This window comes from Methylomonas fluvii (genome assembly GCF_014850975.1).
GTDB lineage: Bacteria > Pseudomonadota > Gammaproteobacteria > Methylococcales > Methylomonadaceae > Methylomonas > Methylomonas fluvii.
In genome coordinates this window covers 1234714-1257986 of record NZ_JACXST010000002.1, presented here as the reverse complement: position 1 = coordinate 1257986, position 23273 = coordinate 1234714, and the positions used below count along the sequence as shown (strand labels likewise).

Here is a 23273-nt window from a genome sequence, read left to right as displayed (position 1 = left end):
TGGGGCGCAATACCTGCATTACGCTGTTGTTAGTGCGTAGTAGCTGAGAGGGAAAAGATGAATGAAGATTGGGAAGGCGAAGAATTGGTAGATATTGATGATCCGTGTCTACCGGATGCCCTTCGAAATCACGCTGCGCTGTTCGATAATCCCGGAAAAGTCGTTATCGTGGTGGGCGATGGTGAATATGCGCTTTATGCGGCTGACGGTGAATTTCTGGATGTATGTGTAATCGACTAACTTAGCCTATAGGATGTGCCGACGATAGGAGGCGCATCGATAGTGTAACAATTACGCCATGACAGAATACCGCCGATTTTACATACCCAACGCCATGTGGTTTTTCACCGTCAATCTTGAGGAGCGGAAAAACAATCAACTGCTGATTGATAAGATTGATGAATTGCGAAATGTCTTTCGCTATGTAAAACAACGCAAACCTTTTCATATTGATGCCATCGTCATCATGCCTGATCATTTGCATTGTATTTGGACATTGCCGCCCGATGACGGTGATTTCTCTGTCAGATGGAATATGTTGAAAGGACGGTTTTCCAGGTCAATTGACCATGGAGAACGAATTTCAAAAAGCCGTCAAAAACGCCGCGAACGAGGTATTTGGCAACGCCGGTTGTGGGCGCATTTGATCGAAGACCAGGATGATTACAATCGCCATGTCGATTATATTCATTGGAATCCGGTAAAGCACGGCCATGTAAAAAACGTAATCGATTGGCAATATTCAAGCTTCCACCGTTTTGTGAAACAGGGTGTTTATGAAGAAAATTGGGGGAAGAGCGAAGCGCTTGATATTAAAGGCATCGAGTAACTCGACAGATGCGCCTCCTGGCGTCGGCACATCCTATTTAGCGAAGGTTATCGCATTGAACCCCCGCGTTGTCATTATTCGCAACAGTCCAAAATAGGTTGTGCCGAGCCATGCGAGGCGCAACGGTCGCGATCGATGCGCCTAACGGCAGCATCCTATTTTCGCCGGGATTTAGCGCACGTTATCGTGTTAATTGAGAGGTAGGGTACGCATCGCGTACCTTTCAGTTTTTGGATATAACTCAAGTTCAAATAAGGTACGCGGTGCGTACCCTTGTATCTTACTTCTCGCCATGGTTAGCTACCTTGGCACTGAGACAGAAAGAGCTTGTGCGTACCCTTAAGGTTCGACCTTGGCATGTAGATTAAGCCTTCTGTCTCACTTCTGACGCCAACGAAGACACTGAACGGTAGCCAAGGGCAATGACCCTTGTATCTTACTTCTCGCCATGGTTAGCTACCTTGGCACTGAGACAGAAAGAGCTTGTGCGTACCCTTAAGGTTCGACCTTGGCATGTAGATTAAGCCTTCTGTCTCACTTCTGACGCCAACGAAGACACTGAACGGTAGCCAAGGGCAATGACCCTGCATGCACAAGGCAAGTGGGCTCAGTTGGTTTATTTTGTTTCTTCACACTGAGTTGCCTTATGTTTTTTATCGGTATCGATGTCTCTAAAGCCAAGCTCGACTGTAGTCTGTTGCTGGACACCTGCATCAATAAACGTCGCGCCAAATCCGTTGCCAATTCCAAAACGGGCTTCGACGATCTGCTGACTTGGTGCGCCAAACAACGCGTGTGTCCACAAGAATTGCATGCCATTCTCGAAGGCACGGGCGTTTACCACGAGCAGGCCGCCTTAGCCTTAGCGGATGCAGGGGTAACGGTGTCTATCGTGAACCCGGCACAGGTCAAGGATTTTGGCCGCAGCCTGGGTGTGCGCACCAAAACCGACGGCGTTGATAGCCTGGTGTTGGCCCGTTACGGCGCGTTGTTGAATCCCAAGCCTTGGACACCTCCAACCCCAGAAGCTCGCACGTTGCAAGCCCTGCTATCCCGCCGCGAAGCGATTGCCCAGGATTTGCAACGTGAGCGCAACCGCCTCGAAAAAGCCCAGGCCACCGATACCCCGGCACTGATTCACCAGTCCTTGCTCGACTCTATTACCTTCCTGGAAGCACAACTCGCTAAACTCCAGATCGACATCGACGACCATATCGATCAGTACCCTGAACTGAAAGCGGACCGGATGCTGTTAATCAGTATTCCCGGCGTCGGTCCCCAGGTTAGCAATCACTTGTTAGCGGTCATGCACAATCATCGCTTTCAATCCGCCGAACAACTGGCCGCTTACCTGGGGTTGGTGCCCGTGGAGCGACAGTCCGGTTCGTCGATTCAAGGGCGACCCAGACTATCCAAAGCCGGGCCGGCCCGTATGCGGGCCATCCTCTATATGGCTGCCGTAGTCGGCGTTCAATACAATCCGCACCTCAAAGCACTCTATTTGCGCTTGCAAGCACGCGGTAAATCAAAAATGTCGGCTCTCGGTGGCGCCATGCGCAAACTCGTGCATTTGTGCTTTGGCGTCTTGAAAACTCGTGAGCCTTACCGGGTCGATTACGCTCTCCACAGTTGACTTTTAAGACGGTATCTACATGGCTATTTTCGCCAGGATTTCGCGCACGTTATCGAGTTGGTTTGCCATTAAGGAATTTCAACCTAAAAGGAATGGCGTCATGGCCCTGCGGGTCAATAGGCGCGAGAAGCGCATCCCTAAGAGTGGGGCTAATCCCCAAATCAAACTTGCCATTTCCTTGGAATGTGAGTGAAAAATATTGATTGTCCGCTGTTAAATCCTCAAGTCGAACAATCGTTATGACCTTCCTTGCAGAACTTATGAATACCCAGTATCTGTAGTTGTTCGAGTTGATATGAGATTGAATGTACCCATCCCATTTGCCAAACCATTCGGAGATCTCTACGGTGTTGACTGAATTTGAAAAGCAACTGGTTGCATTGGTTACTGACGAATTTACAACTACGACATCATCACGGGCGAATGCCGATACATATGTCAGCGGTGATATGGTGTCCGGATACAGAAAGTAATTGGTGTCTTCCTGCCACACAACACCCTCGGAACACACCTGAAGGCCGAATATCAATCCACCGATGTTTTGTTGAATGAGGTTGTCGTGGACCCCGTATGTCTGGACGACAGCGCTCACGATTGGAAGCAGGCGCCTCTCTTCAATATTACCTCTGCACAGCAACGACAAAGCAGTCTTTGCGAAATCCGAATGGTAGGTTTGTAGACTGCCAATTTCGCCGATAGCAACTTCGCTAATGTCGCCAGGTTGAACTGAGTGCCAAAGCTTCAGGCTAGGCCCTTGCTCCCCATGTTCAGCGATGAGAAGAGAAACCGGTCTTTCCGAAGTGAACGGACCAACGCTGGCTGCAGCCGAGGTTAAGGCAATCTGAATACTGTCTCCGTATTCGCAGCGCTGCTTCAGGATTGAAAGCAAATCGGTGGCTATTGCCACATCGCCAGAGTACGTGGCAGCACGCTTATCGCTAAGCCTAACCAGCTTCAACAAAGATTCTTGGACGAATTCGCCTCTTACGCTGTCGTGTAATTCATCGAAGCTGGAACGTGCCGCATGCGGATGCGCAAATCCCGTGGCAGCGCTATCTGCGATCAGATAGACGGAACCGCCATATTTCCATCCTAGACAGTACGTCATGACTTAACCTCAAGCAACATAACTAGAATTAGCCATCATAAATGACGCAAAACATTGCATCAAACAGCGGTCTAATCCTTTTTTAAAAAAATCATGGTTTTTTCAATCTGTTATCAAAATTTAGCCGATCCTAATTCCCTGGATAAATCCGTCAAACACGGGATGCCAGTCTTTTCGACAACCGTATTATGCAGTGGCCTAACGGCAAAGTCATTCCCTCAAGACTTTTAAACCGTAACCCCCTTAGGGCAAAATAACCAGAGGGCATCGCGCCGCATTCCCATCTGGTTATGGCCCCGGCCCCACAGCCGACAAATCCGTATTCTGCTCACTCAACGCCCAACCACCCCCCAGCGCCTTATACATCTGCACTTGGGCGACCAGCACGTCCAATCTGGCTTGTACCCGGCTGTTTTCGGTGGTCAGGTAGCTGCTTTGCGTGTTAAGTAGGGCCTGGTAATCGACTGCGCCGAGCCGGTAGCGGTTTTGCGAGATGTCGTAGGCCAGTTTGGCTTGGGCGGCGGCGTGTTGCAGGGCTTGCAGGCGGCGGCTGGAATTGGCGTAGATGGTGGCCGCGTCTTCGACTTCCTTGAAGGCGGTCAATACGGTTTTCCGGTAGTTTTCCACCAATTCGGCATTCGTTGCCAGGGCGTTGCCCAGGGCGCCTTCCAGGCGGCCGCCCTGGAACAAAGGTTGGGTCAGGCCGGCCGCCAGACTGGCCGCGACGCCGGCCGGTTGCGGATTGGATAGCACGCTGCTCAGGCTGAGTTGCAGTTTGGGATAAAACGCCGCACGGGCCACGGCGATGTCGGCATTGGCGGCGATCAACTCCATCTCTAACTGGCCGATGTCGGGCCGACGTTGCAACAGCGAGGCCGGTTGCTCTGCGGCGATTGCCGGTACGCTTAGTGTGGCGAATTGCGCTGGCGCCAGCACTAGATGTTGCGGCGGATGGCCCAGCAAAATAGCCAGGGTGTTTGCCGCCAGGTTTTGCTGTTGCGTCAGTAAATCAAGGTTGGCGCGGGCGTTGGCTTGGGCGGTGCGTTGCTGCGCCACTTCCAGCTCGTAAGCGGCGCCGGCCCGCTGCCGGGCTTCGACGATGGTCAAAATCGCAGTAACCGTATCCAAAAAGTCGCTGGCGATTTGCCGCCGCTCCATAATGGCCAGCAAATTGAAGTAGGCCTGGCCGACATCGGCCATCACCACCAATTGTAAGGCATCGCGGGCGAACACCTGGCTGAGCAGCCGCGCGCTGCCGGCATCGCGCCGGGCTCGGTTGGCGCCCCACAAATCCACTTCGTAAGCAATGTCCAACTGACCGCTGGTTTTTTGGGTGTCGCTGGCGTTGTTGCGGGTGTCGGTAAAATCGCCGTTCAGGGTCGCGGCTGGCCACAGTCCGGCACCGGCGATGCGGGCCTGGGCGCGGGCTTGTTCGATCCGCTGGCGGGCGGCGTTCAAGTCGTTGTTATAGGCTAGCGCGTCGGCCATCAGCCGGTTTAACTGTTCGCTGGCAAACGCCTGCCACCATTGCGGATTGATGTTGGTGGTGTTGGCTTGTTCGGCCTCCCTCCATTGCGCAGGGGTTTCCACGACGGGGCGTTGGTATTCGGTCAGTAAATTGCAGCCGGCCGAGACGCTCAGCAAACTGGCTATTAACAAGCGAGCGGGATGATGCATCCTCATTCCGCCGCCAAGGCCACGACCGGGTCCAGATGAGCAGCTTTGCGGGCCGGTAAATAACCAAACAGCAAGCCGGTGCCGAAGGCGCAGGAGAAGGCCAATATCGCCGGTAGCGGCGAGAACAATACCGCCATGTCAAAATACTTCAGCACATAGCCGGCGGCAAAGCCCAGCAATACGCCCATCAGCCCGCCCAGGGTGCAGACCACGGCGGCCTCTGTATTAAATTGCAGCAAAATGTCGCGGCGGCGGGCGCCGGTGGCGATGCGGATACCAATCTCCCGGGTACGCTCAGTGACGCTGACCAGCATGATGTTCATCACGCCAATGCCGCCGACCAGCAAGGAAATGGCGGCGACGATGCCCAGCATCAGGGTAAAGGTATTTTGGGTTTCGGTGGCCGATTCGATGATGGAGGCCATGTTGCGGATGCGAAAATCCTCGGTCTGGTGGCGGGCGATCAACAAGTCGCTGATGGCTTGTTGAGTAGCGTCGATTTGGCTTAAATCGCGGACCTTGACGGCGATGCCGCCCAGATATTTCTGCCCAAACAGCCGAATCAAACCGGTGCTGATCGGCACGAACACACCATCGTCGCGGTCGCTTCCCGTCGCATCGGCGCCTTTGGGTGACATCACGCCGATCACTTCAAACGGAATATTGCCTATCATCACAAAGCGGCCGATAGGGTCTTCGCCTTCCACAAACAGCAGTTTGCGCACCGTTTCGCCCAGCACCATCACCGGCGCATAGCGGCGTTGGTCGCGTTCGTCGAAGAAGTCGCCGCTGCCGACCGGCCAGTCGCGCACCGAGGGCATGCTGGGCGCAACGCCTTGCACACTGGTTGAATAATCAATCGAACCATAACGCACCGTCAAACGGCTGTTGCGTTCCGGCGAGGCCGATTCGACATTGTCCAGCTCGGCAATGGCGTCGGCGTCGGCCAGCGTTAGCGTCGCCACGTCGCCGCCGCGAAAGCCGGTCAGGCCGGGGCGAATGGACAAGGTGTTGGTGCCCATCGCCCGCATCTGATCCAGCACTTTTTCCTGGCTGCCCTGGCCGACCGCCAGCATCGTCACCACCGCGGCGACGCCGATCACAATGCCCAGCAAGGTGAGGGCGGTACGAAATAAATTGGCGCGTAATGAACGCAGCGCGGTTTTGGCGGCTTCGCCCAGTTCGGCGAGCAACCCAGCCGCGCCGATGCCACGGTGCTGGGGCGGGGGCAATCGCTGTCCGCTTTGATTGGCGATGCCGTCGCTGACGATTTTGCCATCGGCGATGTGAATGACACGCTGGGCGTGGGCGGCGACTTTGTCGTCGTGGGTGATCAATAAAATGGTGCGGCCTTCCTGATGCAAGGCTTTCAATAAGGCCATCACTTCTGTGCCGCTTTGGCTGTCCAGAGCGCCGGTGGGTTCGTCGGCCAGGATGACCGGTGGATCGTTCATCAAGGCGCGGGCAATGGCAACCCGTTGCTGTTGGCCGCCGGACAGTTGCATGGGTTTATGGCCGCTACGCTCAGCCAAGCCCAACTTGCCTAGTAATTGCAAGGCGCGTTGCTGGCGCTCGGCTTTGGGCAGACCGGCGTACAAGGCCGGAATCTCCACATTTTCGGCGGCGGTCGCGGTATTCAACAGGTTGTAGCGTTGGAAAACAAAGCCAAAGCTTTCCCGGCGCAGCTCAGCCAGTTGGTCCGGGTCTAAATCTGCGACATTTTGCCCCAGCACTTGGTAGCTGCCGACATCGGCTTTGTCCAGGCAGCCGATCAGGTTCATTAATGTCGATTTGCCGGAACCGGACTGGCCGATGATGGCCACAAATTCGCCTGGCCAAATGCTCAGCGAGACGTCGTCCAGCGCGCGGACGATGGCGTCGCCGTTGGGGTAAAAGCGTTGAATATGCTCAAGTTGCAGCAGGGGTAGGACGCTCATAGTCTGGGTACTCCGGCGCCGGGGTAGCCTTGATTGTTTTTGCGGCTTTTGGCCTTATCGTCCATGCCGGCGTTGATTTGTAGTTTGTCGCCGACGGCCAGGCCATCCAGCACTTGGGCAAAACGGCGGGTTCTTAAACCAATTTGCACAACTTTGTCTTGCACGCCTCGTTCTGTAACGACTTTCACTTGATAAGCATGGCCGTTTCCTTGATCTTCCTTACGCTGACGTGGGCCCAATGTGTTCACAGGAATCAGCGGCACTTGCTCGGCCTTGCCCAGCACAAAAAACATCTGGGTGCTCATGCCGGTCATCAGTTGCCGGTCGCGGTTATCGACATCGACCAGCACGTTGTACAGCACCACGTTACTGATCACTTCCGGCGTCGGCAAAATCTGCCGCACCGTGCCTTGCCAACGCCGCTCGCCGGAGCCCAGCGTGGTGAAATACACCGGCATGTCGGAACGCAAGCGCATCACGTCGGCCTCCGCGACTTGAGCGCGCACTGTCATCGTATCCAGTTTGGCCAGTTGCAGAATGGTTGGGGTGGTTTGGTTGGCGTTCAAAGTCTGGCCTTCGCGGGCCTTTTGATCGACCATGGTGCCGTCCATCGAGGCGAAGATTTTGGTGAAACCCAGATTGGTTTTGTCACCGTTTAAAGTCGATTGCACTTGCTCGATCTGCGCTTGCAGCGACTCGGCGGTGGCTTTGGCGTTTTTTAAGGTGAACTCGCTGTTTTGAAAGTCCTGAACGCTGATACCTTTACTTTGCAGCAACTCGCGGTTGCGGTCGTATTGTTGCTGGGCAAACACCACTTGCGCTTGCTGGCCGGCCTGTTGCGCCTGCAAGTTTTTGATATTGGCCTCGTCGGCAGCAACGCGGGCCGCGTAAATGCGTGGGTCGATCTGCGCCAGCAATTCGCCGGCCTGGACGTTATCGCCGATCTTGACGTAAATCTTTTGCAACTGGCCGGTGACCTGGGCGCCGACATCCACGTATTCCTTGGGCTCCAGCTTGCCTTGGGCGGTGACGTTTTCTTCCAGATCGCCCAGCGTCACTTCTACCGTATCGGCTTTGGCTTGATCGGCGCGTTTCGGTTGCTTGGCAAAATACCAGCCGCCGACGGCGACCGCGATAGCAATTAAAAATAGGGCAAGCCAGCGCAGACGCCGGCGGTTTGGGGAGGAATCGAGCGATTGCGGCATGGCAATAATGTATGTCTACTTGAGGATGACGGATAGTTTCCCGACCGGCAGTAGTGGCGATGGCTTCGACAGCGGATAGCAGGATATGGCTTGGTGGGATGCCGGAACGCTAGCTCCAGCCGCCCGCCAAGTCTGCGGGGAGTTTATGCTTTGGTATCGGGCTTGGCAATACTGGGAAGGTAAAGCTTGGTAAAGATGGGGTATCGGATTTTGGTTGGTGTCGAGGGAGTAGGGAAGTAGACGCAGTCGAACGGTTACGGACTTTCACTACATCTGATTGAATGACTGCAATTAGGAACTATAACGGTCCCAGTTACTTCGTGAAGATCATTTTTTCGAAAGATATGATGTAATCATCTAATTCATTGTTAGCTCTGATGGAGAACTATGTACAACCTTTTAGTTAGTGGGAATGACACCGCCTGGGATTTGCCCGCCTACGAGTTCCCTAGAAGCAGGTTTCTTGAGTATACGGTTGAGAGCATGCGCGATGCTCATGGCGACCTATCAACAAAAGTGGTTGCTGATCTCAAATCATATCCCGCATTATTTCTTTACGAGCAATATGAGAAGACTGCGCTTGTTGGATATATAAGAGACATAAAAGAACGCGGGAATTCTATATATATCGAGTATGAATTTGATCAAGATATCGATCCTGTTCCAGGAGAAAGAATAAAGGAGCTTGCGAGTCAGCTGCAAATTGATGAGTTTCGGGGTGAGCAGTACAGGACTCATTGGGCATTAAAAAGGGTTGATCTACTTGGATTACTCAGCACTAATGGATTGGTGTCACCAGCTCTGGCTAACGAGGGTGCGCCTGTCGGTCGGCTGGAGGAAATGAAGTTCAAGGTTGCATTTTCGTTTCCAGGTGAACTGCGCGAATACGTTGAGCAAGTTTCAAATGCTATTAAGGCGACTCTTCCTCCAGGGTCGGTATTTTACGATAACGATTTTGTAGCTCAGCTTGCACGTCCCAACCTCGATACCTTGCTTCAGACCGTCTATCTGAAAAATTCGGACCTTATTGTTGTGTTTCTTTCAAAGGACTACGAGACGAAGATGTGGTGCGGCATAGAATGGCGAGCTGTGCGAAGTTTTATCAATAGCCGTAGCGATGAAACCGTCATGTTTTTTAGAGCGGATGATGCTTCTATCCCTGGAGTCTTTGCGCATGATGGGTACGTCGACATGGCAAGATTTCCCGCTGAGCAAAGTTCCCAATTTGTATTGGAACGTATACGACTACTCCGCAAGGAGAGCTAATCATGCACTTACCAGGCATTCAGAAATAAATCTCGTCCGACCGGTATTGGCCGAACTGAAACCAACACTTCCAACCCATTGGTTCGCTACGTACGTTTCCAACTCAACCAAAAAACGCCAACCTCGCCGCCTCGCGCTCGCCGCCGTCGAAAAAACGCAAAGCCCATTGATCGGTAGCGTCCAGAAAGCCGGCCTTGGGATCGGTTTTCTTTTGCTTGGCAGTCCAGCTGACATAGTCGCGAAAATAGTAATGATCGAACATACGCATGAACTCGCCCAAATAGACATCGGCGACAGCAGTATCGCCGATGATGAATAGCTGGTTTTCGTCGTTGTAACGGCAGGAATTGGTGCTGAAGTTGGCCGAGCCGGTGACGACCAAGGGCTTGTCGGAGAGCGGATCTACCAGCAGGATTTTGGTATGCACATGCACACCGGAATGATGTTTGGATTCGGCCAGCAGTCGGCCTTGCCATTGTTCCAAAATGGATTTTTCATCTATGGCGGCACTGGCTGCCAATTGGGTGTTGGGCGCGTCGTGCAAGGCTTTACCGACGACGTTGCGAGTGTTCAATAAGCCCAAGACGTGAGCCGGCGCTGCGGCCAGGGCCGCTTCCAGGTCGTCGTGCATGGCAAACGGCGCGGTAAAACAGATCAGGCGTTTGCTTGCCGTTACCCATTCCGCGCATGCGCTGACGGCTTCGGTGGATTTGCGCGGGCTTAGCACCAAATGCGAACCGGCCGCGGTCGTGGTCGGCGGTTGGGTTAAGCTCATCACCAGTTTCCGTGAGTCGGCGCCGGGCAAACTCGGATTTTTCCAGACGGCTTGATGCCAATCGAAATATTGTTTGGCGACTGCGGCATCGCTGATGACGTGGCCGACGTTGGATTGCCCGTAAATCGCGCCATCGGTGAAATTGGTCGAGCCGGTCCATACCGACAGCGGCTTGCCTTTACCGTTGCTCAGTACGATGAATTTGTTATGCGAGATATTCAAGCCGGCACCGGTGCGGGCTTTGCAGACGCTTTTTAAACCGTATTTTTTGATCTGCGGTAGCGCCTCCAGCGAGGGGCCGTCGCCTTTGGCGTCCAGCAAGCCGTCGTAAAGAATTTCCAATTTAACCTTGCGTAGCTTGGCGCGTTTTAAAGCCTCGAAAAACGCGTCTTTGGCAAATTCGTACAAAAATAAATGTAAGCCCTGTTTGGCTTTGGCTGCGTCGATATAGGCGATCAGCGCTTCTTCCAGCCCGCGCGACAGCCAGCGGCGGGCGTTTTCATCGACAATCTCGCCGGCCGGTAAATGTGGAAAGCGCGATGCAAACGCCTGGCTGGCGGCCGCGCTACGATTAAAATGCACAGCATGACCGTGGCTGCCGATGGCGGCGGGTTGTTCGCTATTGACTTGCACGGCAACCGAATCGAAAGTCTCTAATGCGCCCGGTTTGCCGGTCAGGGCATGAACGGTGTAGGTGTAACTGCGCCCCGGCTTGGCGGTGTAGTCACCCCAATGGAATTTTTGGATCGGGTGATGACGGCTGCTGACGCTGTAACCGTCGTCGCCGGGTAGATCGAAGCGCTTTAAGCCGCGCAGCCAAGTCACTTCGCCGCTTTCATGATCTTCACGGCGGATACCAAAGCCGCTTAAGCCGCTGCAATAGGCTTTTGGGCAGGTAAATGCCAACAGCACCACGTAGGTGCCGGCAATCGCTCTGACTTGCAAACCCTTGGGGCTGATATTGATCTCGCTACGCATGGCCGTCTCCGTTTAGATAGAGTGGATGACAAGTTTAGGTCTGTTAACCCTCGGTTGCGAGGCTGGCAAGCGTCAAGAAGTCGCTGTAAGCCAGCGCAGCTATTTAATATTCCGCACCAAAAAATCCTTTTGCCCGCAAGATTTCGCCGCACTTTTCACCACGTCGGCGCTGCAACTAGCGGTCGCGCCGTTCTTATCCAGACACACGAATATTTCCTTGAAAAACCGTCCGCCGCCGCTACAAAAGGGGGCGATGGCTTGCTCTTTCAGCCAGGGGTTGGCCTCGGTAAAGTCGCTTTTCAAACCGTCCGCTGTGGTTCGGAAAGGTTTTTGCGGCCGCTGATAGGCCTCCGGGATGGCGACTTTGCTTTTCAGTGCTTGCGATAATTGAAAATAGCCGGCTTGGGTCAGGCCGGAGCAGGTGCCGTGTTTTTCCCATTCGTGTTCGAATAGAAATTCGGACGGATAAAGCTCCGGAAACGCTTGGGCTTGGCTAGGCGCGTAGGCTTCCTTGGTGCAAAAGCTTGGATAGCCGACGCTGTATTGCGGCCATAGACCATGCAGCACCAAACCCAGTTTCTTGCCGCACTGTTCGCGGTCTTTGGGCTGTTCCTCGCAATAGGTGGGCGACCAGGATAAGGCCAGTACATAAGCGTCAAACTTGCCGGGTTTGCCGTTGGCGGCCAGGCCGGTCGAGAACGCTGCCAAACACAGCAGTAAGCAAATTTTCATAAATTGCTCCAGATGTTAGAGTTTAGGGCGATAAATTCGCTGTCTACATTTTTTAGGTCAAAATTCAGAGCATAAACTGCTGCCAAATCCGCTCCACTTCCTTGCGCAGTTCTTGAAACTCGTCGCCGTGCGCGGTGGCGCTCAGGCCTTGCAACACTTGATGATGGCCGTAATCGCGGTAGGCGCAATAGGCTTGTTTTAGCAAGGCGGCATCGGCTGGCGAGATAAAACCGTGCTGCTGCAGACCTTCCAGCAGGCGGACGTTGTCGGTGTAAGTCGCCAGACTGGGCTGCTGCGCGGTTTCGGCGAGTACGCCGAACTGGACGATAAACTCGATGTCGGCGATGCCGCCCTGGCTTTGTTTCAGATCGAATACCGACCGGTCTTTGGGGGCCAGGTTGTCGCGCATTTTTTCGCGCATCTCCCGCACTTGGGTTTTCAGTTCTTCGCGGTCTCGCGGTAAGGCTAAAATCCGGCCGCGAATCGCTTCGTAGCTGTGTTTTAAGTTTTCGTCGCCGGCCACGAAACGGCCGCGTACCAAGGCTTGGTGTTCCCAGGTCCAGGCTTCGTTTTTTAAATAGGCTTCGTAATGGTCTATGTGAGTGACCAGCAAACCGGAATCGCCGTTGGGCCGCAAGCGTAAGTCCGCTTCGTAGAGGATGCCGGACAGCATTTTGGTATCCAGAATGTGGCGGATTTTTTGGCCCAGGCGTAAATAAAACTGGCCGGAATTGATCGGTTTTTCGCCGTTGGTTTGCGCATCGCCGTCGGCGCAGGCGTATAAAAATACCAAATCCAGATCGGAGCCATAGCCCAGTTCGATGCCGCCGAATTTACCGAAGGCAATGATCGCAAAGTTTTGCGGATCGGGGCCGGTGCCGGGCGGGTGGCCATGCTTGCTGTCCAGCATATGCCAGGCGCATTGCAACACCTGCTCCAGAATGGCTTCGGCCGTCCAGGTCAGGTAATCGCTGACGATCATCACCGGTATCACGCCCATGATGTCGGCGGCGGCCACCCGCAACACGTTCAGATGCTTGAACTGGCGCAGCGCAATCATCAGTTGTTCGCTGTCCTGGGTATCGACGCGGGCCAGTTCGCGCTGCAAGTCCTCGCGCAAGGCCTGCTTTTGCAGCGGGTCGTACAGCGAACGGGTATCCAGCAATTCGTCGAACAAAATCGGATACAGCGACAGATATTCGCAAATCCACGGACTGGCTGCGGCCAGTTTGATCAGCTGATTCAGCGCGTCCGGATTTTCGGCCAGCAAGGCCAGATACACGTTGCGGCCGGCCACGGCTTCGAATAAATCCAGAATGCGCAGCAAGGTCGCATCGCTTTTTTCGCTGTTTGCCACTTGTTCTATCAGTTGCGGGATTAACCGGTCCAACACCCCGGCGCCCTTGCTGGTCATGCGTTTAATTGCATGGGATTCTTTAAAATCGACGAGGGCTTTTTGGGTGTTCAGCGGATCGGCAAAGCCATAGTCGGCTAGGGCTTCCAGCGCTAGTTCGTTATCGGCGGGGCTGGTCCAGATCAAGCGCGCGCTTTGTTGTTTGTTGTCCTGTTCGCTGAGCGAAAACACCTGCTCGAAAATGTCCTGCACCGATTCGCGCACCTGGTCCAGTTCGGCTTTGAACGCGCTCCAATCCTCAAAGTCCAGCGAATAGGCCAGAATTTGTTGCACCAGCGGATTAGCGGGGAGGTCGTGGGTTTGTTTGTCCTGGTATTGCTGGATGTGGTTTTCCACGCGCCGCAAAAACCGGTAGGCAAATTCTAAGCTCGCCACATCCTCGACCATCATCAACCCCAACTCCTCTAGCACGCTGAGGATGGTTTGGATTTCACGTTGCTGCAAGGCGATGTCCTGGCCGCCGCGGATTAATTGAAAGGCTTGGCCGATGAACTCTACCTCACGGATGCCGCCGGGGCCGAGTTTGACATTGTCGGCGCGGTCGCGGCGTTTCAGTTCCTGGGCAATTTGGAATTTTAACGAGCGCAGTTCCTCAAACGCGCCGTAATCCAGATAGCGGCGATACACAAACGGTTTGATTAACGCGGCCAGGTGTTTGCCGGTATTGAAGTCGCCGGCTACTTGCCGGGCCTTGATCATGGCATAGCGTTCCCATTCCCTGGCTTGGGTCAGGTAGTAATGCTCCATGCCGTCGAAATTCATGATCAACGGGCCGCTGTCGCCAAATGGCCGCAAGCGCACGTCGGTGCGGAACACAAAACCGTCCACCGTGATTTCGTCCAGCATTTTCACCAAGGAACGGCAGATGCGGGTGAAGAACTCGCCGTAACTGATTTCTTTTTTCTCGGTGAGGACGCCATCCTCGGCGTAAGCAAAAATCAAGTCGATGTCGGAGGAATAATTCAGCTCCCAGGCGCCGAGTTTGCCCATGCCCAGCACCACGATATTAAAGGGTGTGCCGTCGGCCAGCGTCGGTGTGCCCCAGCGCATGCACGCCTGCCGGTATAAAAAATCCAGCGCGGTTTGGATGCAGGTCTCGGCCAAGGCGGTTAAATCCGACAGCGTTTCGTCCAGATCGGACCAGCCGGCCAGGTCGCGCCAGGCGATTCTGATCATCTCCCGGCGGCGGAATATGCGTAATTGCCTGGCCAGGGCAGGTTCGCCGTCGGCATTGCCGCTCTGTTGCAATGCGGCGGCATAATCGGCGCGGCGCAGAGGGGCGAATAGATCGGTGGATGTCACCAGATCCGGAATCAGATCGGGATGGCGCAGCCAGCTTTCGCTGATAAATTGGCTGCAAACACAGACTTTTAGCACCGAGGCGGAAAATACGGCGTTGTCGAAAACGTGGCGTTGCTCCGGGCTAAGCTTTTCGTCGAGCTGCGTGCAAAAGTCGGAGGCCAAGGTCCGCAGTTCATCCGGCAACAATACCGTGTGCTGGGACAGCGAATCGAAAAGTGACATAGGCGGGATCCTGTCGGAAGAACGGAAGCAGCATGATACCTAAACTGCGAACGCTACCCTAGATGGCGGCTGAAAAAATATCCTTACAGGAATCGGGTAAACTTAAGCTAGGCCATGATGCGGCTGAGCGCTGCATCTTTCAGATTGATCGAATCGGAGCGCAACGCATGAAAACCCTGTATCTAGCCGCAATACTATTGATGTTGAGCGCTTGTAGCCAAAATAATCAGTATGCGAATTTGGAGGGTGGGCGCCGCCAAACCGGCCAGCCGGCCTTGCATGCGGTGCGGGACAAGCGCTTGCATGAATTGATGGACCGGATGAATAGCCTGATGCAGGAGCGGTTTATGACCGAACAGCAACTAGACGTGGAGCGCCGTAAATATTCACGGCAAATCGGCGAAGCAGCGCGGGATTTGGCGGCTACTGTCGAGATCATGATTGCCCGTATGCCCGGTTTGCAGTTAAACGCGGCCGAACAAACCACGTTTCTGGCCTTGGCCGGCAAGCTGCGCGAAGAGATGCGCCAATTGCAGCAGCTTGCCGAGCAAAATCATATAGACGCCATTCCGGATAGCTTGCATGAAATCAACACCACCTGTACCTCTTGTCATGCCTTATTCAGAAAACTGGGGAGCTAGAGGATGAGCAAATTTCTACAACTATGTCTCATGTTGCCGTGCTGTTGGATAGTCAATCCCGCGCAAGCTGCCGACGAAGACATCAAGGCTTTGCTGAAAGCCTTGAGTCAGCAAGTCACTCAATTGCAGAGTCAGGTTGAGCGTTCCAATTCCAGGATTGAACAGCTTGAGCAGGAGTTACAGCATGTCCGCGCCGAGCAAGTTGCCGCCGGCAAGGCTCCGGTCAGCAATACGGTGCAAGCGGCGGCGTCACCGACAACGGTAGCGACGGGGGGCACCGGCTCCGCTTCGGTGAGCGATAAAGCCAAAGAGAAACCGGTGGTGACGGTTGGCGATGTGAAAGGCACGTTTAAAATTCCCGGCACCGACACGTCGGTGGGTTTGGGCGGATTTGTGAAAATGGATACCTTGTTTAACAGCGTCAGCGCCGGGCGGGACAGGCTGGGCGATCAGCAGTTGGCGATGGCGCAAATCCCGGTGGGTGCGGCCGGTGAACGTGGGCAAATTACCTTTCACGGCAAAGAAAGCCGCTTGTGGTTCAAATCGTTTACGCCGACTAGTGACTGGGGCGACATCAACACCTATATCGAGTTTGACTTTTACGGTGATCCGGCAACCTACACTTACACGCCGCGTTTGCGCCACGCCTATGGCTCGATTGGTCATTTTCTGGCCGGACAAACCTGGACCACCTTTCTCAATGTATCCGCATTGCCGGATACTTTGGATGTGGGTGGCTCTGCTGGCGCTGTCAGCAGTCTGCGCGATCCTTTGGTGCGCTGGAGCGAGCCGTTTAATTGGCTGGATACGCCGATGGAGTGGCAAGTGGCATTGGAGGCGCCGCGCAGTCGTTTATGGGTCGATTCCGCGCTGGAGACTTCTTCCAGTAAAAGCGCTAATCCCAATCTGGATGCGGCTTATTACACGACGCCCAACGCCGATCGCTATCCAGACATGATAGCTAGGCTTAACCTAAATCCGGATTGGGGCAATGTGTCTTTGGCGGCAGTCGGCAGACAGTTGCGCTATACCAATGGCACGACCGGTTATCGACAAGCGGAGTGGGGTGGCGGGGTTAATTTGGCCGGACGGATAAGTACCTTCGGTTTGGATAATATGCGCTTTATGGCGCATTACGGCAAAGGTGACGGGCGCTACGTGTCTACCAATAACACCTTCGCCGACGCGGCGCTCGATCAACACGGCGCTATCGAGCTGGTCAATGCCTACGGCGGCATGTTGTCTTATCAGCATTGGTGGGATAAGCAATGGCGGTCGAATGTCACCTATGGTTTTGCGCAGGCGGATTACCCCAGTTACGCGAATACGGTGCTGAGCCGCCAAGTGCAGTCCGTGCATGCCAATTTGCTCTGGAGCCCGGTCAGCCAGGCCATGTTTGGTGTGGAATATACTTATGCGACGCGCGAATTGATAGATGGCCGGGATGGTGTGTTACAGCGGGTGCAGTTTTCAGCCAAATATAGTTTTTGAGCTTGGCGGCAACAAATTCCAATGGGCTGGGCGGAAGCCGATAGGCGTTCCGCCAACTGCTATTAGCGTTTGATTTTGAACACCCGGCCCTGATAGCGGACGATGATCCCGTCCTCCGCTATTTCCTTCAGTTCCAACTGGTCTTTGATGGTTTGGCCGGGTACGTATTTGATCATGTCTATCATCACGAAACGCTCCGCCGGTGTTGATGAATAGCTAAACACATTAATCGGCAGACTCGGCAACGATATTCGCACCTCCGGCGGCAAGTCTTGTAATGTGGGCAAGTTGTTCTGCGCTGGCTGGGTTTTGACGAGTTCCGGTTTTTTGGCCGCAGCTTCGCCGGCTTCCGCGTGTGATTGTAGAGCGATGCTGGAGCGTGGTTCAGGCTCAGTAATCGGCTTGCTGGCTGGCGCTGTTTCGGCGATTGCCGCTGGCATAGGCTTGACCGGTTGCGGCTGCGGCGCAACCGTCGGTTTAACCCGTTCTATTGCTTGTTTGGTATTGGATGCAAGTTTTTCAGCTGCCGGCGCTTGGTTGCGCGGCGGCTCAATTTTGGGCGCGGGAGACATCCTAGCCGGTGTCGGCGGGTTGCTGGCCGGAATCGGCGGGTTGGTTTTCGCCGGCAGTGGCGCGGGTTCTGCGATATTGGTGAGGGGCTGGGCTTTGTCTGCAGGTGTCTGCGGGGCGATGCCCAGAAAATAGACCAGAATCGCCAAATTCAACAGGACCAGCGCAACGATGATCTTGGTCAGGCCATGTCGTGCCGGCGTTTGCTCGATAGCGATGCGACTGGTCACCGTGTCGGGCTGCATGGCTTGGCGTTCTCGTTCGGATTTGCGCAATGCATTCAAGATGTAAGACATATCAACAAGCCTAGCGAGTGGTGATTGCCAAATGAGGCGCAGCAGAGCCGCCGCTTTGATTATCCAGATGGATCAGGGTGCGGGCGCCGGCTATGCCGTCGGGCGTTAGATGTTGCCGGTGTTGGAAAGCAAGCAACTCGGCTTTCAGCGTTTCATCGAACACTTGGGAGGTCATGTCGCCGGCTGGTTTGCCGGTGATTTTACCCAGCTGTTTACGCAGCCAAAGCACTGCTGCGGATTGCTGCGGCGGAGCTATTTCCGTGATCCCCGGATGCGGCGGCTGCCACAGCAGCAAATAATTGCCGTCCCAGAGGGTTAAAAGCTCCGCGAGCGGGATGTTGACGGTATCCTTCAAACGGATGATCGCCGAATCCTGGTCAATGCCTGTCAATAACACATAGCGTTTGCTTCCGGTCGGGCCGGAAAAAGCCAGAATCGCCGGCCGGTTTAAGGTCAGCAGTTCTTGCCAATTGCCCTTGCCGAATAAGCAATTCAAACCCAGAGCCGCTACCGTCGCACAATCCGCTGTTCGGCCTGGGGGTATGGAAAGATTCCATGTTTTCAGCGACTCGGTCACCGCTTCGGGAAAGCTGAGGCCGGCCTGATCCAACTGATCGGCAAAACTGACCGGCTTGGCGACGGGGATAGCCGGTATCGGCAGCACGGCTGGTTGGGTAACAGCCGGTTTGGCCGGTTCGACAACGGGCATCGGCGGAGACCAAATCTGCAGTCCCGCCCACGCGCCGACCGCCAAAATCGCGGCGGTTGCGCTATACCAGCGACGTTTGGTTTTTATCGACCCCAACACTTCCTGCGCCGCCCGACGAATGATCGCGGGGTTAATTTCCCGCGCATTGGTGGCGTAAGCGCCCAACAAGGCCCGGTCGCACAGAATGTTGATCAAGCGCGGCACGCCTTGCGAATACTGGTAAATCTTGCGGATGGCAGCAGGATTGAACAGGCGATGGTTGCCCTTGCAGACCCGCAAGCGATGGCGGATATAAGCCCGGGTTTCGTCCAATGACAAAGGGAGCAAATGATAGCGGGCGGTGATGCGCTGATTGAGTTGGCGCAAATCTTGGCGGCCCAGCAGCGCATTCAGTTCCGGCTGCCCGACCAAGATGATCTGTAACAGCTTGGCTTTGCTGGTTTCCAGATTGGTCAGCAGGCGAATTTGTTCCAACACATCCAAGCTAAGGTTCTGCGCTTCGTCGATCAACAACACCGTGCGCCGGCCTTGCGAGTAAGCGACCAGCAGGTATTGATTGATGGCGTCGATTAGCTGTTTCGCCGCGAAATCGGCATGGCTGATGCCCAATTCGTCGCAGATCGTCGCCAGTAATTCCTGTGCCGTTAATTTAGGGTTCAAAATTAAGGCAATATCCACATTGTCCGGCAATTGCTGCAGCAAGCAATGGCACAGCGTGGTCTTGCCGGTGCCCACCTCGCCCGTCAAAGCGACAAACCCTCCGCCCTGATTAATGCCATACAGCAAATGCGCCAAGCCTTCCTGATGCCGCTCGCTCATGAACATGAAATGCGGATCAGGCGAGATCGAGAAAGGCAATTCGCTGAAATTGAAGTATTGCTGGTACAAGGTTCTGGCGCTTCAAGAAAATGGTCGGACGATGCTAATTCAAACTGGGGGAAATTGCACTTAAAAGTCTGTGCAACTCCACTGGTAACTGTGATTGGCGATCGTAATTGGGGGGCGATTTGTAAAGCTTGGTCATAGGTGTCGCTAACGCGACGGTTGTTTTAATGTCGGGTCTCGGCCCGACAGCCGAGTAACTTTTCTTTGTTTGGCCAAAGAAAAGTCACCAAAAGAAACGCCACCCGGATGCCACTTGTTTCCTGCGCGCCGAAGCTTTTGGTGGGGGTTGGCGAAAGGGGCTTCCTGCCCCTTCGCCAACGTGCGGCATCCCTGCCGCACCCCTTCGGGCTATTCCCACCAAAAGCTCCGGTGCTCGGCGCGGCATACGGGGAAAAACCGTCGCGAGCTCAGTGCTTTGACGGTTCTTTTGGATTTAGATGAATGATGGTGTAGCTGCGAATAGCGAAGCGTATTCGGAGGAACGGGAGGTATTTGAAATGTCGTTTGGACCATTTTCGAGGCAGCACATGCCCAAAGTGATTAAGGCATTGCCAACATGCGTCCGAACAGTGAAGCATAATCGAGGGAATGGTTTTGTAAAACATGGGTCCGAATATGCTATCGCTATTCGGACCTAAAGAGGCCTACCGAAAATCGGGATGGTTTTCTCCCCGTATGCCGCGCCGAGCACCGGAGCTTTTGAACGGATCAGCCCGTAGGGGCGCCGCAGGGATGCGGCGCGTTGGCGAAGGGGCAGGAAGCCCCTTTCGGCAACCCCCGTTCAAAAGCGAGGAGCGCAGGAAACAAGCGGCATCCGGGTGTCTTTTCTTTTGGGTACTTTTCTTTGGACAAGCAAAGAAAAGTATCTCGGCTGTCGGGCCGAGACCCGACATTAAAATAAGCCGTCGCCTTAGCGACACAAAACACGAAAGCCTATTGATCGTGTGGGCACAAAAAACCGTGCCCACCGCGGCTTAAAGCTCGTCTAGGTGCCGGCCAATGAACTCCGCGGAGCTCGACCAGGCCTCTTTACTCTCGCCTGTCGTCGGGTCTCGATACCAAGCTTGGCCAACTACCAAAGACATGTTCCATTCCCACGAGACTTGCTTTCCCTTCGCGAAGTGGCTTTGCGAAGAGGGGTAGATTCGAAAGGTCTTTGAAACTCCACCGGCCGAGTGTGTTTCAAGCAGCACACCATGCACATTTGTGATCGGGGTCGTGAGGGCTTGATCTGAGAACACGGGAACGTTCGGATCATGAACAACGTTCACTTCGCGCGGCATAGCTTGAAGTGCACGAAGAATGGATATTCCAGAATCTATGGCGCGAAGGATGTCTTCATTCGTGCCTTCATTTTTGTGAATGAGGCGATTGCGGACATCCCAGAAGTGATGAAGTGAACTCGGCACGTGCGCTGCGAGGCCATAGGACTGATGAACCTCTGCGATTGCCTGCTGAATTGGCACGAATCTCCGTCCTCGCAAGTGTCCGGTTGTCGCGAGCACCTCGCGCGCTAGACGTTCAAGCTCAGCCGCGAGGCTAATCAGGGCAGCCTTTGGAGAAATCGCTGCCTCGCCAATGATCCTCTGCGCGATGTTCTGATCCTGGATACTTTCAGCCTCGGACTTAGGTGGCGGGCTTGGCTGCGGCAAAGCTGCGACTTCTACCTGTGCGTCCTGGGCAGCCTGCTGAAGCTTTTCAAGCGATTCGTTCAACTCGATTTCTTGGCCGAGTAGTTTTCCCTTCTTAAGGCGCGTAAGAAGATTTGCCAGCTGCTTCTTGAAGACGAAGAGCGTAGTAAAGGCGAAAACCGGCCAAAGTAAGGCGGCCAGAGCTTGAAGTAGTACGGCGAACTCTTGCATGTGTTTTGCGAGGCCTAACTAGTAATTAGATGTTTAACTGCATATCTATCATGAATCACATCTCGATCCAATAAGGCTATGTTACAAAAAGTGTATTTCCTTCTATCTATCCTCCTAGTTACTGTAAATAGCCGGTCGTATTCTGCTTCGCAGGAAAAACCAGCCACTCAACCCCCCAACAACGGCGACTGCATCACTATCGCCGCCGCAATCAACACCGCCGCACTGAGAATAGCCCGCAACGTGCGGGTATTGTTACGCTTCAGTTGCTTGCGTAGCTCCAGCATGTCTTTTTGCTGCTGCTGAAGTTGCTGTTGCATGTGCGCGGCGCTTTGCAGGGCTTGAAATACCAGGCCGGGGACTTCCGGGATTTGCTCGGTGATTTCCGGGAGTTTGGCGAATAACTCCTTGATTTTTTTACTGGGACCGATGCGCTCTTTGAACCAGTTTTCCAGGAAGGGTTTGGCGGTTTGCCACAAGTCCAGGTCGGGGTAAAGCTGGCGACCCAATCCTTCGATGTTGAGCAGGGTTTTTTGCAGCAACACCAGCTGAGGTTGCACCACCATGTCGAAGCGGCGGGCGGTTTGGAACAGTCTTAGCAGCAACAAGCCAAAGGAAATGTCTTTCAGCGGTTTTTCAAAAATCGGTTCGCAGACGCTGCGGATTGCCGCTTCGAATTCTTCGATCCGCGTCGTCGCCGGCACCCAGCCGGATTCGATGTGCATTTGCGCCACTTTCCGGTAGTCGTGGTTGAAGAAGGCCAGGAAGTTTTCGGCCAGATAACGCTGGTCGGAGCTGGACAGGCTGCCGACGATGCCAAAATCCACCGCTAGGTATTTGTCCGGCAATTGCACGAAAATATTGCCCGGATGCATGTCGGCATGGAAAAAATTGTCTCGGAATACTTGGGTGAAAAAGATTTCCACGCCGCGCTCGGCCAGCTTTTTGAAATCGGCATTGCCTTTGCGCAAGGCCTCGATGTCGCCGACCGGGATGCCGTAGATGCGTTCCATCACCAAGACTTTGCGGCGGGTCAGCGGCCAATGAATTTCCGGAATGTAGAGCATCTCGGAGTTCTTGAAATTGGCGCGGATGGCGCTGGCGTTGGAGGCTTCGCGTACCAGATCCAGCTCGTCGAGAATGGTCTTTTCGAATTCGGCGACGATTTCCATCGCCCGCAGCCGGCGGGCATCGCTCCAGAAGCGTTCCGCCAAGCGCGCCAGTTCGTATAGCAAGCCGACGTCCGAATGGATTTTGTCTTCGATGTCTGGACGCAAGACTTTAACGATGACTTTTTCGCCGCTGTTCAGCGTAGCGGTATGCACTTGCGCGACCGATGCCGAGGCCAGCGGTTGCGGATCGAATTCGGCAAAGGCTTCTTCTATCGATTGCCCCAGTTGCTGTTCGATGATCTTGCGCGCAGTTTCCGCGGAAAACGGCGGCACCTTATCTTGCAGTTTGACCAGCTCTTCGGCGATGTCTTCCGGCAGCAAATCCTTGCGGGTGGACAGGGTCTGGCCGAATTTGACGTAAATCGGTCCCAGGTCTTCCAGGGTTTTACGGATGCGCGCACCGCGCGGTTCGCGGGCTTTGCTGGTCCAGTAGTTTGGCGACAAGAAAGCGATATAGCGGATGGGGCGGAGTAGATGGGTTTTTAAAACAATTTCATCCAGGCCGTGGTACATCATCACCCAGTTGATGTGGATGAGGCGCATCAGAATTTTCGGGCGAATCACGGTGC

General features: G+C 54.4%; 17 protein-coding genes. 6 read left to right on the top strand and 11 right to left on the bottom strand.

What is annotated here, in order from left to right; all coding sequences use genetic code 11:
• Positions 1 to 57 precede the first annotated feature (57 nt).
• From EBB_RS15190 to EBB_RS15180, 3 genes are all read left to right on the top strand, one after another.
• Positions 58 to 240: a hypothetical protein gene (locus EBB_RS15190; protein WP_192394608.1), complete on the top strand. Its 183-nt coding sequence runs from the start codon at positions 58 to 60 to the stop codon at positions 238 to 240.
• Between the two features lie 58 nt (positions 241 to 298).
• On the top strand, positions 299 to 829 hold the full coding sequence (locus EBB_RS15185) for an REP-associated tyrosine transposase (protein ID WP_192394607.1): 531 nt from the start codon (positions 299 to 301) through the stop codon (positions 827 to 829).
• Between the two features lie 646 nt (positions 830 to 1475).
• Positions 1476 to 2462: an IS110 family RNA-guided transposase gene (locus EBB_RS15180; RefSeq protein WP_192392300.1), complete on the top strand. Its 987-nt coding sequence runs from the start codon at positions 1476 to 1478 to the stop codon at positions 2460 to 2462.
• 49 nt (positions 2463 to 2511) lie between these two features.
• On the opposite strand, the gene EBB_RS15175 is transcribed toward EBB_RS15180, so the two are convergent.
• The 4 genes from EBB_RS15175 to EBB_RS15160 all read right to left on the bottom strand — a co-directional run bounded on the left by EBB_RS15175 (position 2512) and on the right by EBB_RS15160 (position 8389).
• Positions 2512 to 3570, bottom strand: a complete 1059-nt coding sequence (locus tag EBB_RS15175; RefSeq protein ID WP_192394606.1) for an Ntn hydrolase family protein — start codon at positions 3568 to 3570, stop codon at positions 2512 to 2514.
• A 288-nt stretch (positions 3571 to 3858) separates the two neighbouring features.
• Positions 3859 to 5247, bottom strand: coding sequence for an efflux transporter outer membrane subunit (locus tag EBB_RS15170; protein WP_225587461.1), 1389 nt, complete (start codon positions 5245 to 5247; stop codon positions 3859 to 3861).
• Positions 5248 to 5249: 2 nt separating this feature from the next.
• Positions 5250 to 7184, bottom strand: a complete 1935-nt coding sequence (locus EBB_RS15165; RefSeq protein ID WP_192394604.1) for a MacB family efflux pump subunit — start codon at positions 7182 to 7184, stop codon at positions 5250 to 5252.
• The gene (locus tag EBB_RS15160) at positions 7181 to 8389 is read right to left on the bottom strand and encodes an efflux RND transporter periplasmic adaptor subunit (protein ID WP_192394603.1); all 1209 of its coding nucleotides are present in this window, start codon (positions 8387 to 8389) and stop codon (positions 7181 to 7183) included. Before EBB_RS15160 ends, EBB_RS15165 begins: the two co-directional genes overlap by 4 nt.
• A 387-nt stretch (positions 8390 to 8776) precedes the next feature.
• Between EBB_RS15160 and EBB_RS15155 the strand changes: the two genes are divergently transcribed.
• Positions 8777 to 9655, top strand: a complete 879-nt coding sequence (locus tag EBB_RS15155) for a TIR domain-containing protein (RefSeq protein WP_192394602.1) — start codon at positions 8777 to 8779, stop codon at positions 9653 to 9655.
• A gap of 103 nt (positions 9656 to 9758) precedes the next feature.
• On the opposite strand, the gene EBB_RS15150 is transcribed toward EBB_RS15155, so the two are convergent.
• From EBB_RS15150 to glnE, 3 genes are all read right to left on the bottom strand, one after another.
• On the bottom strand, positions 9759 to 11408 hold the full coding sequence (locus tag EBB_RS15150; RefSeq protein ID WP_192394601.1) for a phospholipase D-like domain-containing protein: 1650 nt from the start codon (positions 11406 to 11408) through the stop codon (positions 9759 to 9761).
• Between the two features lie 99 nt (positions 11409 to 11507).
• Complete coding sequence (locus tag EBB_RS15145; RefSeq protein WP_192394600.1) at positions 11508 to 12140, bottom strand: ribonuclease T2 family protein; 633 nt, start codon at positions 12138 to 12140, stop codon at positions 11508 to 11510.
• A gap of 64 nt (positions 12141 to 12204) precedes the next feature.
• Positions 12205 to 15078, bottom strand: a complete 2874-nt coding sequence (glnE, locus tag EBB_RS15140) for a bifunctional [glutamate--ammonia ligase]-adenylyl-L-tyrosine phosphorylase/[glutamate--ammonia-ligase] adenylyltransferase (RefSeq protein ID WP_192394599.1) — start codon at positions 15076 to 15078, stop codon at positions 12205 to 12207.
• A gap of 167 nt (positions 15079 to 15245) precedes the next feature.
• On the opposite strand from glnE, the gene EBB_RS15135 reads away from it, so the two are divergent.
• Positions 15246 to 15719, top strand: coding sequence for a cytochrome c (locus tag EBB_RS15135; protein WP_192394598.1), 474 nt, complete (start codon positions 15246 to 15248; stop codon positions 15717 to 15719).
• A gap of 3 nt (positions 15720 to 15722) precedes the next feature.
• Positions 15723 to 17210, top strand: coding sequence for a DcaP family trimeric outer membrane transporter (locus EBB_RS15130; protein ID WP_192394597.1), 1488 nt, complete (start codon positions 15723 to 15725; stop codon positions 17208 to 17210).
• A 62-nt stretch (positions 17211 to 17272) separates the two neighbouring features.
• Here EBB_RS15130 and EBB_RS15125 read toward each other — a convergent pair whose 3' ends face one another.
• From EBB_RS15125 to ubiB, 4 genes are all read right to left on the bottom strand, one after another.
• Positions 17273 to 18076, bottom strand: a complete 804-nt coding sequence (locus EBB_RS15125; protein WP_192394596.1) for a general secretion pathway protein GspB — start codon at positions 18074 to 18076, stop codon at positions 17273 to 17275.
• A 10-nt stretch (positions 18077 to 18086) separates the two neighbouring features.
• On the bottom strand, positions 18087 to 19673 hold the full coding sequence (locus EBB_RS15120; RefSeq protein WP_192394595.1) for an ExeA family protein: 1587 nt from the start codon (positions 19671 to 19673) through the stop codon (positions 18087 to 18089).
• 971 nt (positions 19674 to 20644) lie between these two features.
• On the bottom strand, positions 20645 to 21532 hold the full coding sequence (locus EBB_RS15115) for a hypothetical protein (protein WP_192394594.1): 888 nt from the start codon (positions 21530 to 21532) through the stop codon (positions 20645 to 20647).
• Positions 21533 to 21699: 167 nt separating this feature from the next.
• On the bottom strand, positions 21700 to 23268 hold the full coding sequence (gene ubiB / locus EBB_RS15110; RefSeq protein WP_192394593.1) for a ubiquinone biosynthesis regulatory protein kinase UbiB: 1569 nt from the start codon (positions 23266 to 23268) through the stop codon (positions 21700 to 21702).
• Positions 23269 to 23273: the final 5 nt, after the last annotated feature.

Excerpts from the sequence above, each read along its gene's own strand:
- EBB_RS15135 (WP_192394598.1), top strand. The coding sequence starts at position 15,246 with ATGAAAACCCTGTATCTAGCCGCAATACTATTGATGTTGAGCGCTTGT.
- EBB_RS15185 (WP_192394607.1), top strand. The coding sequence starts at position 299 with ATGACAGAATACCGCCGATTTTACATACCCAACGCCATGTGGTTTTTC.
- EBB_RS15175 (WP_192394606.1), bottom strand. The coding sequence starts at position 3,570 with ATGACGTACTGTCTAGGATGGAAATATGGCGGTTCCGTCTATCTGATC.
- EBB_RS15125 (WP_192394596.1), bottom strand. The coding sequence starts at position 18,076 with ATGTCTTACATCTTGAATGCATTGCGCAAATCCGAACGAGAACGCCAA.
- EBB_RS15160 (WP_192394603.1), bottom strand. The coding sequence starts at position 8,389 with ATGCCGCAATCGCTCGATTCCTCCCCAAACCGCCGGCGTCTGCGCTGG.
- EBB_RS15115 (WP_192394594.1), bottom strand. The coding sequence starts at position 21,532 with ATGCAAGAGTTCGCCGTACTACTTCAAGCTCTGGCCGCCTTACTTTGG.
- EBB_RS15130 (WP_192394597.1), top strand. The coding sequence starts at position 15,723 with ATGAGCAAATTTCTACAACTATGTCTCATGTTGCCGTGCTGTTGGATA.
- EBB_RS15145 (WP_192394600.1), bottom strand. The coding sequence starts at position 12,140 with ATGAAAATTTGCTTACTGCTGTGTTTGGCAGCGTTCTCGACCGGCCTG.
- EBB_RS15165 (WP_192394604.1), bottom strand. The coding sequence starts at position 7,184 with ATGAGCGTCCTACCCCTGCTGCAACTTGAGCATATTCAACGCTTTTAC.
- EBB_RS15190 (WP_192394608.1), top strand. The coding sequence starts at position 58 with ATGAATGAAGATTGGGAAGGCGAAGAATTGGTAGATATTGATGATCCG.
- EBB_RS15180 (WP_192392300.1), top strand. The coding sequence starts at position 1,476 with ATGTTTTTTATCGGTATCGATGTCTCTAAAGCCAAGCTCGACTGTAGT.
- glnE (WP_192394599.1), bottom strand. The coding sequence starts at position 15,078 with ATGTCACTTTTCGATTCGCTGTCCCAGCACACGGTATTGTTGCCGGAT.
- EBB_RS15170 (WP_225587461.1), bottom strand. The coding sequence starts at position 5,247 with ATGCATCATCCCGCTCGCTTGTTAATAGCCAGTTTGCTGAGCGTCTCG.
- EBB_RS15150 (WP_192394601.1), bottom strand. The coding sequence starts at position 11,408 with ATGCGTAGCGAGATCAATATCAGCCCCAAGGGTTTGCAAGTCAGAGCG.
- EBB_RS15155 (WP_192394602.1), top strand. The coding sequence starts at position 8,777 with ATGTACAACCTTTTAGTTAGTGGGAATGACACCGCCTGGGATTTGCCC.